Source organism: Clostridium sp. AF50-3, from assembly GCF_003477445.1.
GTDB lineage: Bacteria > Bacillota > Clostridia > Lachnospirales > Lachnospiraceae > Otoolea > Otoolea fessa.
In genome coordinates this window covers 163681-182506 of the sequence record NZ_QUDH01000006.1, presented here as the reverse complement: position 1 = coordinate 182506, position 18826 = coordinate 163681, and the positions used below count along the sequence as shown (strand labels likewise).

Here is an 18826-nt window from a genome sequence, read left to right as displayed (position 1 = left end):
CTCCTCCTCTATTAAAATCCATACCGCTGCAGAAATTCTCTTGTCATGCCCTTTCCTGCCTTATCCTCTTCTTCCACTCCTATCAGCTTCGCCACATACTTTCCAATGCAGTCATTTTCCAGATTGACGATATCGCCTGCCCGCTTAAACGCTAGCGCTGTCTCCTGCAGCGTATGCGGGATGATGGAAACGGAAAATGATACGTGATCCACCCGTGCGACCGTCAGGCTGATTCCGTCGATCGCGATCGATCCTTTTTCCACAATCAGCCGCAGAATCGGTTCTGGGGCCTGAATCGTATACCAGACGGCATTTCCATCCCGGCGCACATCCCGGATGGTTCCGGTTCCGTCGATGTGACCGGAGACGATATGTCCGCCAAACCGTCCGCCAGCCAGCATCGCCCGCTCCAGATTGACCGGGCTTTTGACACCCAGCGCCCCCAGGGACGAACGGTTCAGCGTCTCATGCATCACATCCGCACAGAAATAATCTCTCCCAAATGACGTGACCGTCAGACACACACCGTTGACCGCAATGCTGTCACCCAGATGGACATCCGAGAGCACCTTGGACGCCGCAACCGTCAGCCGTGCCGAGACTGCCTGGCGCTCAATCGCGCGGATCCTTCCCACTTCCTCTATGATTCCTGTGAACATCTTTTCTCCTTTTCAAATCAGCAATTTTTTCCCATTCTAACACCGCCTCATGCATCTCGACCGGACACTTCATATTCCAGCAGCAGATCCTCTCCCAGCCACACTGCCTCCGGCTTTTTAAGAAGAAATGCCTCCGGCGGCGCATCCACGCCGGTTCCCCTCACCGGGGTCGGGGCGCCTGCACCTCCGAAAATCTTCGGAGCAATGTACGCCTGCACCCGGTTCACAAGCCCTGCCTTTAAAAACGACCATGCCAGCGTCCCGCCGCTCTCGACCATCACGCTGTCCACTTTCTCCTCGCCCAGCCGCTGCATCATCGCCTGCAAATCCAGTTCTCCCTCTTTTGCCGGGACACTTAAAACACGACAGCCGGCGTCCTCATATGCTTTCTTCCTTCCGGCATCCGATACCGCCGTCACAATCCAGGTCGGTGTCTCCCGCGCGGTCTGTACCACGGTCGATGAAAGCGGTGTCCGAAGCTTCGTATCTGCAATCACCCGGATCGGATTTTTTCCTCCCGGAATCCGGCAGGTCAGCTGCGGATTGTCCGCCAGCACCGTCGAAACGCCAGTCAGAATCGCCATATAACGCCCGCGGTCCTCATGCACCCGCTTCCGCGCCGCCTCGCCCGTGATCCACTGGGATTTACCCGACACCGTCGCTGTCTTTCCGTCGAGTGTCATCGCGTATTTCAGCACCGTAAACGGAAGTTTCGTCCGCATAAAATGGAAGAACACCTCATTCCGCCGTTCACACTCCCCGCGTAAAACTCCGGCCACCACTTCCAGCCCTTTTTCCCTCAGAAGCCGGATGCCGCGCCCTGCCACCACCGGATTCGGATCCGTGCAGCCGACAATCACTCGCTTCACCCCGGATGCCAGCACCGCTTCCGTACACGGCGGCTGTTTTCCGGTGTGACAGCAGGGTTCCAGCGTCACATACAAATCTGCTCCCGCCGTCTCTTCGCCCCGCTCTGCCGCATTCTTAAATGCCTCCCGTTCTGCATGAAGCTGTCCATATCGTGTATGATATCCCTCGCCGATGATGTGTCCATCCTTTACCAGCACCGCGCCGACCATCGGATTCGGATTGACCCATCCGTGCCCTTTTTCTGCCAGTGCTAACGCCTGCTTCATATATTCCCGATCCTGTGGCTGCTCACCGGGAACCTTTACATGGATTCGTTCCATCTTTTTCCCCACCTTTCTATCAAAAGAATGTGCCAAGCACATTCTCGCACCGACGCGGTCGCCTGCGACATATTTCTGCTTCGCGCAAGTGTGCATCCTCACGGAGCGTTTTTTGTTTCATATGATACAATTTTCTATTGAAACAAAAAAGCCCTGAAATGTGAAATACTTTTATTTTCACATCTCAGGGCTTATAATTTCTATTTTATAATATCTTTCATGATATTAATTATCGTAAATATTTTTTTACATCCATTCTCGATGACTTTTCTCTCTCTTTTGCCATAGCGGTATATATCCGCCATATCCATCATCCGGGGGAGTGTATCTGGAAGCTTCCCGGCACCGCCGTTTTTATTTACGTTTTCTCTTCTTTCATCCAGACTATACAGTCGGTTTTGGAATTGCACCAAATCATGCGCCATGCGCTCGCGGACTTTACCGCCGGTCGGGAATTACACCCTGCCCTGAAGATATCGTTATTTTGTTGTCATTCATTATCTGTATTGCATTATAGATCCAGAGAATCCGTTTGTCAATCCATTATTTTTTCATTTATTGATGGATGACAGCGTTATCTGACATACATTTTCAGCCATTTTAAGCGCCGCCTCAAGTGTCTGCTTCCACTGCTTTCCCGTTCAATTTAGCGCGCTCTACACAGCGCCCCATAATGCGCCCAATCAAAAGAAGATACACGATCACCGACACCGTCGTTCCGCCGAAATCCGATACCACTTCTGCGTAGAAAACATTTTCAACTCCCGCAAACACCGGAATCAGGAACACGCTGACCAGGTACAGCAGTTTCCGGAACATTGACAGTGAGATCGCCACTGACGGCACGCCCATTCCGGTAAATCCATCTACGACCTCATACTGGACTGCCAGCGGAATAATCCCCATCGTGTAGACCCGGATCGCCCAGACGGTCAGTTCCACATAGGACTCATTGCGCGTAAAGAGATACACAAAATACTGCGCCAGCGTCCGTGAAAACAGGAACATGATGCTGCACTGCACCACCGCCAGCAATGTGATATACTTCTGTGCGCTCCGGATCCGATCCGGGCGTCCCGCGCCGAAATTGAAGCCCAGGATCGCCCCCGTTCCCGATGTAATGCCTCCGAGCGGCATCGTCACGATCAGCATAAAGCTCTGCACGATTGTCGTACAGGTCAAAAGCATGTCCGCCTCCGCGCCGCCATACATCTGAATTACCGTATTGAGCGAAATGATCAGCACATTGTCAAATGCGATAATCAAAAATGGCGACAGTCCCATCAGCGCAATCTTACAGACTGTCTTCACCTGCGGACATTCAAATTCAAGCCGCAGAAGCACGCGATTTCCTCGCAGGAAACGAAGGACAAAGGCCGCCGACGCAAACTGTGACAGAACCGTGGCAAACGCCGCCCCTGCCACGCCCATGTCAAACACAAAAATAAACACTGGATCCAGCACAATATTCGTTACCGCACCGAGCGCCACCGAAATCATTCCGATCCGCGCAAATCCCTGGCAGATAATAAACTGGTTCATTCCGATCGAAAGCAGCGCAAAGACCGTTCCCAACAGATAGATCGTAAAGTACGATTCCGCATACGGCAGAATCGCCTCACTCGCACCAAACCGCGTCAAAATTTCTCGTTTAAATACAAACAGAACCAACGTCAGAACCGACGACAGCCCGACAATCATCCAGAAGCTGTTCGCCAGAATCTTTTTCGCTTTCTCATTCTGTCCCTCACCCATACGGATGCTCATGAGCGGCGAGCCGCCCACACCGACCAGATAGGCAAACGCCGAGATCAGCGTCACAATCGGTCCGCTGACACCGACACCCGCAAGCGCTGTCTCCCCGATCACTGGGATATTTCCAATATAGATTCGATCGACCACGCTGTAAAGCACATTGATAAACTGCGCCAGCTCGAAGGAATCGCCAGACGGAGCACCAGCCGCCGGATATCGTCCCGCCCCAAATCATTTTCTATCTTCATATGTATCCCACCTCCGTATGAAACCCGCCCTGCTGTTTTGTTTTCATGTTTTCTTAACTTTTCCTCCCAGAACTGGTTCCATGCGTGTTTCTTTCGCCAGAGTCTACTCCCTCTTCTGTCGTTACTGTTCACACACGTGTGCCCAGCAACGGGATTTTGCCGATGCTGCGCATTCCAAATCGGCAAAATCTGCTGCCAGAACTGTATCGTACGGAATTTTCAGTTCAGAAAATTCCTACCTGTGAACAGTTACCCTCTGTCCTTTATACCGTCTGCCCGCCAAAATGTCAATGAGATATTCCTGATAAAAATTACCCCTTTTTTGTACAGTAAAAAGCGCGGCACTGCAAGCAGGTCCGGCGCTTTTTACCCAATATCGGTTGCTGGTTGTCAACCGATACCGAAAAGATCCCAGCAGAAAATCTTGGACAGTTCGTAACGGAGTGTAATGCATCAAGGAATTTCGAGTAACTTGATTTGTTTTTGTTCGTCTCTGTCCGCGTTCTTCCGCGCGGGAATGATTTTCATCCGTTCAATAAGTTAATGCGCTGCATACGCATTTTATTGCACGTTAATCAAAAAAAATTTTAAAAACTTTTTTTGATATAGACTATTTTATTATGAAAACCTGTTTTCGTCAAGTTTTCAGGGGTTAAATTATTACAAGTTGTTACAGGAAAATGTATTTGAGAACGAAGAGCACCGCCAGCACATACATAAGCGGAGTGATCTTCTTTGCTTTTCCTGCTGCCACATTCAAAAGCACATAAGAGATAATTCCCATGGAAATACCCTCGGAAATGCTGTAGAACAACGGCATGGCGATGATTGCCAGATATGCCGGGATTGCCTCGGTGATATTGTCCTCATCGAAACGAATTTCAGTTACAGTTCCCACCATCAGGAAGCCAACCATGATTAATGCCGGAGCCGTCGCAAAGGACGGGATCGCCGTAAAAATCGGTGCAAACAGGGTAGAAAGCAGGAACAGGAGTGCCGATACCAGGGCAGTCAGACCGGTACGTCCGCCGACTGCAACACCCGATGCAGACTCAACGAAGGTAGTCGTTGTGGAAGTACCTAATACCGCACCAAAGGAAGTTGCGATCGCATCTGCCATCAGCGCCGGACGGATACCCGGAAGACGGCCTTCCTCGTCCAGCATGTCTGCCTTGGTTGCTACACCGATTAATGTTCCAAGTGTATCAAAAATATCTACAAACAGGAATGAGAAAATAACTACGATAAAATTGATAATTCCAACTGCATCGAAGTCAACGGTAAAGCATTTACCAAATGTCTCTCCCAGTTTGGAGAAATCGGTGATTCCCAGGGTCGGGAACAGGGTGTAGAAACCATTCTCTACGTCCGGTGTGTAAATGCCGGTTACCTGGCACAGCATACCGAGAATCCAGGTTCCCAAAATGCCGTACAGAATCGCGCCCTTCACGCGGTAGGTGTATAAAACCGCCATGATAAACAGACCGATCAGCGCCAGCAGCGCGCAGATACCTGCGGTATGGAAATTTTCCGGGAAGCTGATGATCGTTACCAGTGTGGAAGAGTCTACTGAAAGTCCCGCATTCTGAAGACCGATAAATGCAATGAACAGACCGATACCGACGGACACACCGCGCTTTAAAGTCAACGGAATCGCATTGAAGATCGCCTCGCGCACGTTTGTCAGAGACAGCACGATGAAGATCAGACCCTCTGCAAATACAGCCAGCAGTGCAACATGCCAGCTATAGCCATAGCCCGCGCACACCGTATACGCCATATACGCGTTGAGTCCCATGCCTGCGGACAGAACGAACGGCAGGTTCGCCATAAATGCCATGCAGGCAGTACCGATGAATGATGCCAGAGCCGTAGCCAGAAGCACCGCAGTCGGGTCCATGCCGGTCGATCCGAGGATGCTCGGATTGACTGCCAGAATGTACGCCATCGTCATAAAGGTCGTAATTCCAGCCATGACTTCCGTCTTTACGGTCGTCTGATGCTCGGATAGCTTAAATACTTTTTCAAACATCTTTTCTTCTCCTTGTGTTTTTCATTCTATGATTCAACCGCTACAAAATCTCATGAAGCGGACGGCGCACCTTTTTGCGGGTGATCTCCACCAGCCCAAGCCGCGTCATATCCACCAGGATCGTTTTGACCGGGTCACGGGAAAGCTCTTCCCCGAGCGTCCGCATCAGCGTCTCCTGATCTTCTTTCGATTCCATATCGATAAAATCCACAATAATAATACCGGAAAGATTGCGAAGGGAAAGCTGGCGCGCCACCTCATGCGCCGCCTCCAGGTTGATCTTTAAGATCGTCTCGGCAGGCGTCTTTTTCCCTGTATATTTTCCTGTATTGACATCGATCACCGTCAATGCCTCGGTTGGCTCGATGACCAGATAGCCGCCGGATTTCATCCAGACACGGCGGTCTGTGGCGCTTTTTAAGACGGATTCGAGACGATACAGCTTCATTAATGGGAGGTTTTCATCTGTATATAGGGACAATTTCGGAATCGCCTGTTTTATGCTTTCATTTTTATCTGCCTGGGGCTGATTTTCTTTTTGTTCTTTGTCCTCTTCCTTCTCTTCCTCCAGCCATGCCTCAATCTTCTTCGCATACTCCGGCACATCTGTGATGATCTCCGAAAGGGTTCCTTTCTTCGCATCCCTAAGACTCTGGATATAGGGCGGCGTACCCTGCTCTAAAAGGCTGTAACAGGTGCGGCAGGCTGCCCGGGCAAAAAGTTCTTCCATCTGCTGTTTCAGCTTCTCTGTTTCTGCACAGAGTGTTTCGATGGAAGCCGACGCCCCATTCGTCCGGACAATCAGTCCAAAACGCTCATCCTTATGTGTCAGAAGTTCCTCCCGCACCTTCTCTTTCCAGGCATTATCCTTGATTTTTGTCGAAAATCCGATCTGCGGTTTTCCAACCGTCAGAACCATATAGGTACCCGGAAAATTCAGACAGCAGGTCACGGACGGATCCTTGGTTTTCAGGGCGTCGCGGGATACCTGGACGAGAAGCTCGTCTCCAGCTTTTAGTTTCCGTGGACTTACTTTCTTCTCAGAATTTCCAGAATATCCGAATGAACATAGCTGGTTCAGCTCGTCTGTATAAAGCGGAACCGGATTTTCCGCCAGGCTGAAATACCCGGTTTTTCCACCGCCGAGGTCAATAAACGCGGCGTTGATGTTTTTTACCACATTTTTCACCTTGCCGATGTAAATATTCCCCAGCAGGCTTTCATCGCCAGATTCCAGCGTCAGCGACCAGCAGTGCCCGTCCGAGAGGAGCGCCGTCAGGCTTCGATCCTTCCATTTTGTCACTATTAACTGATCCAAACTCTTCGTCTCCTCTCATTTTTTGCTGCCGTTCACACTTCGCGCTACCTGCAGCCGGATTTTGCTGGCGCTTCGCATTTCATCTTTTAATGAACATTGAAGCATTTACACAATCTCGCTTCCATACGCCTCAAGCGGCACATATTCCGGTGCGCCCTCGGCGCCCTCGTCCGCATACAGCTCCTCGCGCTCGACCTGAATGGCAAACGGGCGGTAGGTCAGCCCCAGGCTCTCATAGAATGCCTGCAATACCTGCTCCGGCTTTCCGTTTGCCGCACTGCCCGATAAGAGACGCAGGAAGACACAGATTCCTTCTGCCTGTTTTTCCTCCTCAACCGTCTCATTTTCCAGATCCGGATACCAGTCTGCGACCATCGCCGGAACATACTCTTTCCGCTCCGCGATTCGCGCCTCACAGATCAGCGGACGCAGATCCACGGTTCTCTCGCCCTTTTTCGTCTGCTTCACAAACGGAATTGTCTCGTTTTTGCAGAATGTCAGGAATTTCCCGAAAAATTCTTCTACACTGCTGCCGTCCTCCGGTGCAAATCCCTCTTTAAACCAGAATGTGTAATCAGCAGCTGCCACCAGCGACATCGCATTCTTTGCCGTCTCCGGAAGCTCGCGGTAGCTGAGCACCTCCAGCCCCTCGGCGCTGACCTCATTTAAGCGGCGCACCATCCCGGTCGAATTTCCGCTGGAATTGACATCAATATCCACATACTCCGCATGGCTGATAAGCCCCACGCTGAGCGGAGACGCAAACGACATGATCTGGTGCGGGCTGAATCCTTCGCTATAACGGATATCCACTTCCGCCCGGCGCATCACCTTCTGGAAGTAACGCATCACATCCAGATGACCGATAAAACGCACCGTTCCCTGTTTTTGAAATTTAATTCGTATCTTCATGACCGCTCCTTCCTCATGCCCGTTCTTCGAAACAGACTCCGCCGCCGTACTTACGGACACCACATCCCGAACAGCGCATCCGGCAGTTCGGCGTTACCGTTTCCGCCTGTGCGTTCGCCCACTCGCGTTTCAAGAAATCCTTCGTCACACCCGCGTCGATGAAATCCCACGGGAACACTTCATCAAGGCTTCGCTCACGCGTCGTATAGAAATCAATGTCCACGCCGCAAGTCTCAAACGCCTTCATCCAGATATCATTGTTGAAATACTCGGACCAGGAATCGTAGATTGCACCTTTGCGGTATGCCTCCTCAATCACAGCTGCCACCTTGCGGTCGCCGCGCGCCAGAACACCTTCCAGCACGGTCACATCCGCCTCATGCCAGTTATAGCGGAGACTCTTCTTATTTAACATCTCTTTCATGCGGTGGTTGACGATGCTCGCGCGCTCCAAGAACTGCTCTTTCGTGCACATCGGCGCCCACTGGAACGGGGTAAATGGCTTCGGCACAAAGAACGAGGTGCTGGCGGTTACCTGCACCTTGCCGTGGCGCTGTTCCTTCGGAACCGTGTCATAGTACACTTCCGCCACCTTCTCCGAAAGCTCGGCAATGCCCTGCATATCTTCCACGGTCTCAGTCGGAAGTCCCAGCATGAAGTAGAGCTTTACGCGGTTCCAGCCGCCCTTGAACGCCTCGGCAGAACCATTTAAAATGTTTTCCTCGGTCAGACCCTTGTTGATAACGTTACGCAAACGCTGGGATCCCGCCTCCGGCGCAAAGGTCAGGCTGCTCTTCTTCACGTCCTGCACCTTGCTCATGACATCGAGGGAAAATGCGTCAATACGCAGGGACGGCAGGGACACATTGACGCCCTTTCCGTCAAACTCGTCGATCAGGAAATTGACGATTCCCTCCAGCTTCGTGTAATCACTAGAGCTCAGCGAACTCAGCGAAATTTCCTCATGTCCGGTGCTCTTTAGCATCGTCCGCGCCAGACGTTTCAGTTCCTCCAGGCTGCGCTCACGCACCGGGCGGTATACCATGCCCGCCTGGCAGAAACGGCATCCGCGGATACAGCCGCGCATGATCTCGAGAACCACACGGTCCTGCGTCGCGCGCAGATACGGAACCACCGGCTTCTCCGGATACCAGGTATCGCTCATATCCATGACAAGCTGCTTGGAAACGGTCTGCGGCGCGTGCGGGTTGTTCGGCGTCATCGCCTCGATCGTGCCGTCCTCTTTGTATGTCACATCATAAAATCCCGGCACATAGATACCCGGAATCTGCGCCGCCTGCTCCAGAAATTCCTTCCGGCTGCCGCCGCGCGCCTTGATCTCCTTGTAGCGGTCGATCAGGTCAAAATAAACCACCTCGCCCTCGCCCATATAGAAGAGATCAAAAAACGGCGCGATCGGCTCCGGATTGTAGGTACACGGACCGCCGCCGATGACGATCGGATCCTCCTCGGTACGATCTTCTGCATGGAGCGGAATCTGTGATAATTCCAGCACCTGCAAAATATTGGTGTAGCACATTTCGTACTGGATTGTAATTCCAAGGAAGTCAAATTTTTTGATCGGATCCTGGCTTTCAACAGCAAACAGCGGGATCTTCTGCTCCCGCATGATCGGATCTAAGTCCATCCACGGGGAATAAACGCGCTCACAGTAAACGTCATCCCGGCGGTTGAACATATCATAAAGAATCTGGATGCCCAGATGGGACATACCGATCTCATACACATCCGGAAAGCACATGGCAAACCGGACTGCTACCTTCGACGGATCCTTCTTCACCATATTCACCTCGCCGCCAATATAACGCGCCGGCTGGGAGATCTTGAGAAGGATTTCATCACTTAATGCTAATTTTCTCATAAAATTATTTTTACCTACATTTCTCATTTTTTGCGATGTGTTCATCGCTGTTTTTTAGTTCTTTTTTTGTTTTTCTCCGTAAGCGTAAAAATACAAATTCTTGTCAAGTATTTTTTTGCAGACAGTTTACATAACTTTTTTTCACTCTTACAACAAAAAATTGTTTCTGAAATACGCACAATTCTGATTTTTCATTTTTTTACGGACAAATCTGTTGCATATGTGCAGATCAGACCGCATTATTATACGGTATTTCCCGCGTTTCCGCAACAGATTCTTTCCCGAAAGAAATTTTTCGAACTCCTATCATCGAACTTTTTATCAAGTTTTCCGAATATTCATCAAATCCAGGAACCTCAAATAACATCGGCTCGATGAGCTTTGCTGTTCCCATGACCAGCACGCTTTTCAGCGCACCAAAGTCCGGGGGCTTTTCAAAGACAGCAAGACTGACATTTTTATTCCTCTCAAGTCCTATAAACTTCTCGCCGCCTTCTGTAAAAATCCAAAACTGGCCATCGTGATAGCTATATTCCAAGAGAGTACATCGCACATAGTCACCGATTCCGGCAGCTAATGCACATACTACATTGCCGTGAAGGGACTCCAGAACCTCCATTTCATTAGTTCGCTTAGCGCGAACTTCTGTATTGTCTGATTCAGAACAAAAAATCCCCCGTTGGTTTTGAGGTAAATTGTTATCAGCTTACCACATATATTGTTCTTTTCAAATATTCCGCAAGCATATATAACGGAACATTTGTCAGCCAGTCTTCCTGCTTATAATTTGACATACTGCTACGAATCGCCATGCCCGGCTTATATTTATCGCAAAATGCCCTCAAACTCCTGGCACGGAGATTCTGTTCTGCCTTCACCTCAATCGGAACGCAGTCTAAATCTCCCTGCAACATAAAATCTATCTCTCCAGTTGATCGTGCTGTTGCAAAATAATAAAGCGGATATCCTGCAGCGTGTAACTCCTGTGCAACATACTGTTCCGTAAGTGCCCCCTTGAATTCTTCAAAGATCCGGCTTCCCTCCAATAGAAGTCTTGCTGATAGTCCGGCCTTTGCTGTTAACAATCCCACATCGAACATGAACATTTTAAAACTGTTCATTTCCATGTACGCAATCAGTGGAATATCTGGCTTTGATACTCTATAGCTTTTCAGGATTAACCCTGCATCTTCCAACCACTGAATTGCAAGTTCAAAATCTTTTGCCCGTGCACCCTCTCGTAGTGCTCCATACATAAACTTACGATTTTCCTTAGCCAATTGGGAAGGAATCGAATTCCAGACCATCATGATGCGCGGAACAACTTCCTTTGGCGCATGTTTGCTAAAATCCTCTTCATAGTACTGCAGAAGATTGTTTTGGATCTCACGTACCTCAAATAGATCATCGGAATCAATATATGTCTGGACTACTTCTGGCATTCCGCCCACATAATAATACTTTTTTAACAAATCCGTATATTTCCCGGCATATGCATTGATCAGTTCATAATCTTGGGACCTCAACGCTTCATGCAACCCCTTTTCACCAACTGCCAAAATGAATTCATTGAAGCTCATAGGGCATAATTTTAAAAAATCAACTTTCCCAACAGGAAGGATGTTCCCTGATGTAATGCAACACCGAGCAGGGAACCAGCTGCAATGATAGAATACTGCGGTGCATTCTCATAGAAATATTTTAAAGATGCCAGCGCCTTTGGTGCTTCCTGGATCTCATCAAAAATAATCAATGTATTTTCAGCCTGAAAACTCTTTCCGTACTCAATTTTGATTGCAGAAAGGATCCGCTTTAAGTCAAAGTCTAGGTCAAATACATCCTTCATTGCTTTATTATTATCAAAATTGATATAGACTGTATTTTCATAGAACCTGGCTCCAAATTCCTTCATAATCCAGGTTTTTCCGACCTGGCGCGCTCCTTGTATGATCAGCGGCTTTCTGTTCTTTTTATTCATCCATCGTTCCAGTTTCGTAAACAGCTCTCTTTCCATTAAGAAACCTCCTGCGCAACATATACATCCAAAAGCATCTGTATTCTATCTTAACACTTTTCAGGGCATATTTCCATTGCTAAACAGCATTTTTGCGGACATTATTTTATTATAAATCACATTTTTTCGATTAATATTATTATAATTCCAACATTTTTTCGGACATATTCATTCTTCCAGAAGCGCCCATTTGACGGCCTCCAGATAGACCGAAAGCGTTTCTTCTTTTTCGTGTTCCAGAAAATGGGGGAAGGTTCCGCTTGGAATACAGTTGATTTTTATAGCCATATGTAAAGTCTTTTTGTATTGCAAAAAGCTATATCATAGATATAAGGATTCCAATCAGTAATGCTTCTCGCATCGTCCAAAGACATCAAAAATGAGGTGTCCTATACAGCCTGATTGGGTAAAAAAATACCCCGTTGGCTTCCCAACGAGGCATCGAAGATTATAATGTTTTAATTTGATTTCTGATTTCAGAATGTAGATGCATTCTTGGATTTTTATTCACTTTACAGTCCAATCATATAAAATTATCCCTGGTATCACTCCAGGAATCACTGAATCAGAAACAGGCAGAATACACAGAAGATGAATTATTCTTCCATACAGAAAATAAAAATGGTCGTATTTTTCTCGAGACGACACCGGAAGAATATCTGATTCTCAGCGATCCGATTCATACAGATGACCATCATAAAATCATCCAGGCTCTTTGCCGCCACATCGGTTACTGTAATGCCCACGCTCTAAATGTCGGTCATCCTTATGGTGCCATACTTGATGTGGCAGATTTACGAAAAAATCATCTGGATACCTATGCTTATTTTTTCACAAAAGTTATAACAAAACCGAAAAATCACCCCTATCACTTAAAACCGGCAAATACTCTTATAAAGAGGCTGTGATCGACGAATTGGCCACAGCCTCTCCCAGTGAATATCTGACGAAAATATCGATACAAGTGTTTTAACCCTGCCGCTTCATCGCGTTTCCTCCGCACTGCCTTTACATTTCTCATAAGCAAATAGCGCCGCTCCCAGCGCACCGCAGAGCTGCGCCTCATCACAGATATAAAGTTTAGCACCAAGCTTCTCTTCCAATGCCTGGATGATACCCTGGTTCTTCGCCACACCGCCGGTCATCATATATTCGCCTGGATGATCCTTTCCAAGGCGGGCTGCCAACGCGCCGACTTTTGAGGCAACTGACACATTTAAACCGTGGATAATATCTGCCACATCCTTATTCTGTGCCACCAGCGACACGACCTCCGACTCTGCAAACACCGTACACATGCTGGAAATCACGATATTATGCTTCCATTCCAGCCCTTTCACACTCATTTCCTCCAGGGAAAGTCCCAGCGTTTTCGCCATCATTTCCAGAAAACGTCCCGTTCCGGCGGCACATTTGTCATTCATCAGGAAATTTTTCACGGCTCCCTGCCCGTCGATGCTGATCGCCTTGATATCCTGCCCGCCAATGTCGATGATAGTGCGGACATTCGGATTCAGATAATTTGCGCCCTTGGCATGGCAGGTAATCTCCGTGATGCTGTCATCCCCGCTGTCAATGTAGGATCGTCCATATCCGGTCGTATCGATCCGCACGATCTCCTCTTTCTTAATTCCCGCTTTCTCAATCGCCAGATCCAGACTCTTCTCGGCGCTCATCATCGCACCGCCGCCGGTCGGAATAATCATCGTCGATTTAATTTTTCCATCCTGATCCAGTATGACCACATCCGTACTTGTCGAACCGCTGTCGATTCCCGCTACATAAAAAATGCCCGACTCCATCTTCTTTCTTGCCTCCTCACTGATACCTTTTCCCGGATCCATATCCTCTGATCCCTCTATCGTCTCCTCAAATGCCTGAATGCGCGTCAAAAGCTGCCCCGCGCTCTGGCTCGTAAAATCAGTCTCAATCTTAAGGAGCGGAACCTTGATATCCCGCTTGATACTCGCATACTCAAATCCATAATAATCACAGAACTTGATCGTGTGATAAATAATTCCCTTTAAATTCGGATCCAGATACAGACGGTTTCTGCGGATCGAACGGTTCATGCGGAAACACGGCATCTGTCCCAGCAGGACGTCCGCATAAGAAAGAAACAGCTCCTCTTCCTCCATATTCCACATTTCATCCTGTACGACCGACAGTTTCCGACCACCCGTACAGGTCAGATTTTCCACATCCATCTGGATATTGTCCCGGATCATATCCTCCAGAATGCCGCTGACCCGCACGCCCAGCACACCAATGTACGGCTCCGTGTTCATTTCCGGCGTAATAAAGGACTTGATAAAAGCGCGTTTATCAAACACTTTCCCGGAATATGCCTCATATGCCTTTTTAAGCCTCCGGATCGTGCCCGCAAATTTCACTTTTTCACATTCATTATCATCATGCGGCAGATCCAGCATATATAAAAACTTACATTTTCCCGTGCTCTCCACGATATCGTAAACGCGCCGCATCGAATCGCAGCAGTTTACCAGCACCAGCTGTTCAACCTTTCCTTCCAGCACTGCCTGAATGACCGATTTTCCAAAGCCGCACAGATTTGCATGTGCAATCTGATCCGACTGTTCGAAATTTTCCGGCATTTCCTCCAAAACAGAACATTCTTCTCCAAACCCCCGGAACAGCTCGATCGGGGTGTACTTACAGACGTAATAAATCATGCGTGTTTCTCCTCCTTGCCCTTTTCCAGCATTTCCACAAACGCCTGAAGCCGCGTCGATACCTGACCGTCGCTGGTATTGGCAGGGTTGCAGCCGTCACCGTCGAGGATCATCGTCGGAAGTCCTGTCTTTTCTAAGGACTGCTTAATCAGGCTGGATGCACCGATCGTTCCCTTACAGCCCCAGTGGGCAAATAAAACAGCACCATCCGCTTCCGTGATTCTGGCAAGCCGTTCCGCTTCCTCAATTCTCTGTTTCACACTGCCGTTGTAAATGCAGTAGACCATTTTCTCTGCCATCGCCTCATACGGGTCTTCCGCATGCATCTCCTGAAAACCATCTGCGATAAAATCACAGGCGCGGATGTGCATTTTCTTACTATAATTAAAAATATCCTTAACCGGCTCCTGTAAAAATGGCATGATGTGCATCCAGATTACCGAAAGACCATCTCCCCTCGGTGACATCCGCACATCGCGCAGAAGTTTTTCCGTATAGGTAACCGCCGTCTCTGAGCCAGCCATCAGATGGCACATAAAAAGCGCATACAATTCATTCGTCAGAGAGGTCACCGGGTCATGCGCACACCGCAGGGCAAGCTGTTTTTTATAATTCGCTGCCGCTTTCCGGCTGTTATCTACCGCACTCCGCACTGTTTCCTCCGAAATCCGTCTGTCCGTCGTCTCCTCCAGAAACCGTTTCAATTTCCGCAGCTGATCCGCCACATACAGAACCGATTCCCGGTTTTTCTCATACGGAACATCGATATAAAAGCCCGGACATTCAAATTTATCCTTTAAATAAGGAAACGTCATCATATTTCCATCACACGCAAGGTTCGTATAAATCATGCAGTTCGGTTTTGGCAGAATCCCCGTCAGCGCCGCCCCCAGAAACACCCTGTGGTACGAACACATCGTCTCCGGAAATCCTTCTTCCTCCGTTTTCCGAAGAAACGTCTGCTCACACTTCGTTCCCGCCATAAAACAGGACATCGCCTCCACTGAGTACGGCGTCAGCCCTGCCGCCATCACCAGCTCTCCCGGCACAAATATGCTGACCATCGCCGCATTCTCCGGTTCCGACAGCGACTGAATGATATTTTTCATAACCACCCGCGCCACATACTGTCCCGACGACGGCAGCCCCCGATCCGGCAAAAACTGAAGCTTCTTTTCCTGCAGGCGGTATCCCGCAAGAAGCAGCCGACGCGCTTTTTCCGGATCCTTAAGCGCCTGGCTGCTCACCCTATTTCCAAATTTTCCAATTACATCCATTGTTCTTTCTTCCATTCTTTTAAGTTCATTTTTCTGTCATATCGCCCTGATGCAGATGGATATGGTTCCGCGCCTTTGCAGGCAAACGGGCATTCTTTATTATAGTCAGTTGGATGGGAATTGTAAATATATCGGATATGAAACGCGAAACAGAGGGGGAGAAGAACTTTACGCCTGTGACAAAATCATCTATATTCCAAAAAACTGAGCAAACAACCACCTATCATTTCCCACAAATTCTGGTGACCGTTTTTCAATTTTTAAAGCCAAAATGTGGTCAAAAAAGCGGCTGACCTCCCGATCAACCGCTTTAAATAACTCTTTTACCTATTATCTTCCCGCTTCTTCATCCCAGCTGCCGTCTTCTTTCACGTACCAGCCGTCCGGTGTCCGGCGTTTTGAATACATGATGCCGGCACTGCCGTCTTGATTCGAATTCAGATAATACCATTTTCCATTGATGAACTGCCATCCTGTAAGCATACCCTGGTTTTCGTCCATATAGAACCATCCCTGGTACAGGGTGTCATAGATCCAGCCGGTACTCAGATATCCCTCAGCGCCAAATGCCCACCATCTGCCGTTGACTTTTTCCCAATGAAATGCACCGGTATTGCCCATAGGCCAGGTGCCGTCACTGTAGCGGAGCCACCAGCCTCTGGCATCCTTTATCCAATGGCTGTAACCGTCATTCACTGCCTGATTCGATGCACCGGTGATAACCCCCTGCTCCTCGCTGCGGTAGCCTTTCTGGCTATCTTTGGTTACTGTGCCGGAACTTACGCTGCTGCTTGTTCCACTGCTGCCCTTTCCACCGCTGTCTTTTCCACCGCTGTCTTTTCCGCCGCCTGAATGACTGCCTGAGCTTGAGGCGCTTGCTGAACCGTCACATTGACTGTTTTTACAGCATCATTGAAATTGTCCATCGAAGCTTTCACATATACCTGATAAGTTCCCGCATCTGTAAAGCCCGGGATCTCACTCTGGTAATCCACTCCATTCTTAGAATAAGTAACTACCACTGCATCCGGACTCACATTTGAAAGACCGGTTTCCACAGATGCATGGATCTGCGGCTTCTGTTCGGTACCATTGTAGGTAAGCGGATCTGCCGACACAGTCATGGATGCAAAATCACGTGCTACGATATTGCCTTTGATAGATGTGCTATTTTCTGTCAGCTCATAATTCTTTGCATTGTCACCTGCTAACGTAATATTTGCCGCCTCAATATCATGCTCTCCAACATCCGCACTCTGATATGCCAAATTCACCTGGTCAGCACGAACATCCTGAGAATCAGGAGTGCCGGAATCACTGTAAAGCTGAACGGATAAATTCTGCTCCTCCCTAATATCTGTCGTTCCATCATAGACTTTATCGAAAGAGCCTCCTGTTATCCGTGCATTTAATTTACACTTGTCGATTGTAAATATAGCTGTATTCGATTCATTCTTATAATTTCCCTGTCCCAACAGATGGACAGTGTATGTTCCAGCATCTTTTCGCTCTCCAACTTCCCTATTATCAGTTCCTGTCCAATATGTCCAATATTGGATTATATAATCCGCCCTATCCACTGCATCCCTGGAAGCTTCCTGCCAGTTCTCAACCACCTTGATCTCCGGATCCCGGGATTGACCATTATAAATGACTTTCTCTGGTTCAAGTGTTACTTTTGTATCTGCAAACCTCCGTTGGGTAATATTTGTCTGATTGCCAGAGCAAAATACCTTCGACTCGTAATTATCTACTGTCACTCTTACAAATACAAACTGCTCCGACTCTGCTACATTCACAATCTTCGGACACTCCGACTTCCACTGATCTTCTTGTAAATCATCCGTACGATTTGTACGCTTCAGCTGATATTCATATCTTGCCCCATCAGGTATATCTGTTGTGCTAATGGTTGCTGCCGGATACCCTTTAGATCCATTATATATACCGCTGGTAGCCGTTACGATCAAATTCCAGGAAGCAGGAAAAGCTGCTTTATTAACCGTCAATGTTATACAAACCGGATTTTCTCCGGCTTTATAGAATCCACTTTCCTGTGTATTCACCTCGATTTTAAATACACCAGCCTTGGTCACCGTCAACTAACCCGTTTTCTCGTTAATCGTTCCTTCTCCTTTATCACTTCCTGTATATTCAGCAAGTTCATATTGCAGGTTTCCGGCTCTATCCGGTTGATGAATACCCGCAAGGCTTGGAACATCGATCAACATATTGTTGCGATAATCTGCAATTATTTCCGTTTTACGAACTGTAATTGTATCTGGAATCTGCTTTGCACCATCGGGCAGACTTCCGGTTCCGCTGATTGTGCCTTTATTGATAAATGTTCCATCTTTTTCTTTTTCAAATGCACCGTTTGAAACAAATTCCCCCTCATTGGTAAGTGTGCTGCCACTTTTAATTATCGTACTTTCAGAGGTTACCTTTCCGCCTCTTGCAACAGTGAAGGAACTATTTCCAGTAATGCATAATCGATCCGTAATCAGTTTGGCTCTGATCATTGCAGGTTTACCCCTCTGCACAAATCCTGTTCCACCACTATCAGAACTTGTTGAAATTGTTCCATCTGAAAGTTCAAAACTACCCTCATTCTCAATTCCGGGTTTCCCACTTCCAGTTGCCGTTAATGATCCACCCGTCATCTGGAAATTTCCACGGACAAGCACGCCATTCTTGCCTGTTCCCGCAGCAGTAACAGCGCCTCCGTTAATATTTAAATTTCCATCGCTTCCCACAACAATGCCCCCTGAGAATGGATCGCTATTGTTTCCCGCATAGGCAGTTGCTTCTATCGTTCCACTTTCTATCGTCAAGTTACCTGCGAC

General features: G+C 48.2%; 16 protein-coding genes and 1 riboswitch. All 16 genes read right to left on the bottom strand.

Features of this window, described 5'->3' with window-relative positions:
• Nucleotides 1-11: 11 nt before the first annotated feature.
• Nucleotides 12-659, bottom strand: a complete 648-nt coding sequence (locus DW085_RS09055) for a riboflavin synthase (RefSeq protein WP_107001077.1) — start codon at nt 657-659, stop codon at nt 12-14.
• Nucleotides 660-706: 47 nt separating this feature from the next.
• Complete coding sequence (ribD, locus tag DW085_RS09050) at nt 707-1849, bottom strand: bifunctional diaminohydroxyphosphoribosylaminopyrimidine deaminase/5-amino-6-(5-phosphoribosylamino)uracil reductase RibD (RefSeq protein ID WP_117795947.1); 1143 nt, start codon at nt 1847-1849, stop codon at nt 707-709.
• 363 nt (nt 1850-2212) lie between these two features.
• Nucleotides 2213-2328, bottom strand: a riboswitch (FMN riboswitch).
• 133 nt (nt 2329-2461) lie between these two features.
• Complete coding sequence (locus tag DW085_RS09045) at nt 2462-3751, bottom strand: MATE family efflux transporter (protein WP_347475042.1); 1290 nt, start codon at nt 3749-3751, stop codon at nt 2462-2464.
• The gene (locus tag DW085_RS20530; RefSeq protein WP_347475029.1) at nt 3715-3852 is read right to left on the bottom strand and encodes a hypothetical protein; all 138 of its coding nucleotides are present in this window, start codon (nt 3850-3852) and stop codon (nt 3715-3717) included. Before DW085_RS20530 ends, DW085_RS09045 begins: the two co-directional genes overlap by 37 nt.
• Nucleotides 3853-4522: 670 nt before the next feature.
• A complete protein-coding gene (locus DW085_RS09040; RefSeq protein ID WP_022359656.1) occupies nt 4523-5884 on the bottom strand; it encodes an NCS2 family permease in 1362 nt (453 codons plus the stop codon).
• A 40-nt stretch (nt 5885-5924) separates the two neighbouring features.
• Nucleotides 5925-7202, bottom strand: a complete 1278-nt coding sequence (locus DW085_RS09035; RefSeq protein WP_118492322.1) for a ribonuclease E/G — start codon at nt 7200-7202, stop codon at nt 5925-5927.
• Between the two features lie 105 nt (nt 7203-7307).
• Nucleotides 7308-8114 carry a TIGR03936 family radical SAM-associated protein gene (locus tag DW085_RS09030; protein ID WP_118471964.1) on the bottom strand — a complete coding sequence of 269 codons (807 nt, stop codon included), beginning with the start codon at nt 8112-8114 and terminating at the stop codon, nt 7308-7310.
• A 13-nt stretch (nt 8115-8127) separates the two neighbouring features.
• The gene (locus DW085_RS09025) at nt 8128-9996 is read right to left on the bottom strand and encodes a TIGR03960 family B12-binding radical SAM protein (protein WP_107001291.1); all 1869 of its coding nucleotides are present in this window, start codon (nt 9994-9996) and stop codon (nt 8128-8130) included.
• Between the two features lie 229 nt (nt 9997-10225).
• Complete coding sequence (locus DW085_RS09020; RefSeq protein WP_118492320.1) at nt 10226-10615, bottom strand: pyridoxamine 5'-phosphate oxidase family protein; 390 nt, start codon at nt 10613-10615, stop codon at nt 10226-10228.
• A gap of 82 nt (nt 10616-10697) precedes the next feature.
• Entirely contained in the window at nt 10698-11555 is an 858-nt protein-coding gene (locus DW085_RS09015; protein WP_347475028.1) for a DUF4143 domain-containing protein, read from the bottom strand.
• 32 nt (nt 11556-11587) lie between these two features.
• Nucleotides 11588-12010, bottom strand: a complete 423-nt coding sequence (locus DW085_RS20525; protein WP_347475027.1) for an AAA family ATPase — start codon at nt 12008-12010, stop codon at nt 11588-11590.
• A 983-nt stretch (nt 12011-12993) separates the two neighbouring features.
• Complete coding sequence (locus DW085_RS09010) at nt 12994-14703, bottom strand: acyl-CoA dehydratase activase (protein WP_118471956.1); 1710 nt, start codon at nt 14701-14703, stop codon at nt 12994-12996.
• A complete protein-coding gene (locus DW085_RS09005; RefSeq protein WP_022359647.1) occupies nt 14700-15980 on the bottom strand; it encodes a 2-hydroxyacyl-CoA dehydratase family protein in 1281 nt (426 codons plus the stop codon). Before DW085_RS09005 ends, DW085_RS09010 begins: the two co-directional genes overlap by 4 nt.
• Before the next feature lie 330 nt (nt 15981-16310).
• Nucleotides 16311-16676: a hypothetical protein gene (locus tag DW085_RS09000; RefSeq protein WP_118492319.1), complete on the bottom strand. Its 366-nt coding sequence runs from the start codon at nt 16674-16676 to the stop codon at nt 16311-16313.
• A gap of 83 nt (nt 16677-16759) precedes the next feature.
• Complete coding sequence (locus DW085_RS08995) at nt 16760-18076, bottom strand: YDG domain-containing protein (protein ID WP_243033986.1); 1317 nt, start codon at nt 18074-18076, stop codon at nt 16760-16762.
• 6 nt (nt 18077-18082) lie between these two features.
• A complete protein-coding gene (locus tag DW085_RS08990; protein WP_147353939.1) occupies nt 18083-18814 on the bottom strand; it encodes a hypothetical protein in 732 nt (243 codons plus the stop codon).
• Nucleotides 18815-18826: the final 12 nt, after the last annotated feature.

What these genes read in the sequence shown, in the direction of transcription:
- DW085_RS09005 (WP_022359647.1), bottom strand. Translation starts at nt 15,980, where the DNA reads ATGGATGTAATTGGAAAATTTGGAAATAGGGTGAGCAGCCAGGCGCTT.
- DW085_RS09055 (WP_107001077.1), bottom strand. Translation starts at nt 659, where the DNA reads ATGTTCACAGGAATCATAGAGGAAGTGGGAAGGATCCGCGCGATTGAG.
- ribD (WP_117795947.1), bottom strand. Translation starts at nt 1,849, where the DNA reads ATGGAACGAATCCATGTAAAGGTTCCCGGTGAGCAGCCACAGGATCGG.
- DW085_RS09025 (WP_107001291.1), bottom strand. Translation starts at nt 9,996, where the DNA reads ATGAGAAAATTAGCATTAAGTGATGAAATCCTTCTCAAGATCTCCCAG.
- DW085_RS20530 (WP_347475029.1), bottom strand. Translation starts at nt 3,852, where the DNA reads ATGAAGATAGAAAATGATTTGGGGCGGGACGATATCCGGCGGCTGGTG.
- DW085_RS09020 (WP_118492320.1), bottom strand. Translation starts at nt 10,615, where the DNA reads ATGGAGGTTCTGGAGTCCCTTCACGGCAATGTAGTATGTGCATTAGCT.
- DW085_RS09010 (WP_118471956.1), bottom strand. Translation starts at nt 14,703, where the DNA reads ATGATTTATTACGTCTGTAAGTACACCCCGATCGAGCTGTTCCGGGGG.
- DW085_RS20525 (WP_347475027.1), bottom strand. Translation starts at nt 12,010, where the DNA reads ATGGAAAGAGAGCTGTTTACGAAACTGGAACGATGGATGAATAAAAAG.
- DW085_RS09040 (WP_022359656.1), bottom strand. Translation starts at nt 5,884, where the DNA reads ATGTTTGAAAAAGTATTTAAGCTATCCGAGCATCAGACGACCGTAAAG.
- DW085_RS09030 (WP_118471964.1), bottom strand. Translation starts at nt 8,114, where the DNA reads ATGAAGATACGAATTAAATTTCAAAAACAGGGAACGGTGCGTTTTATC.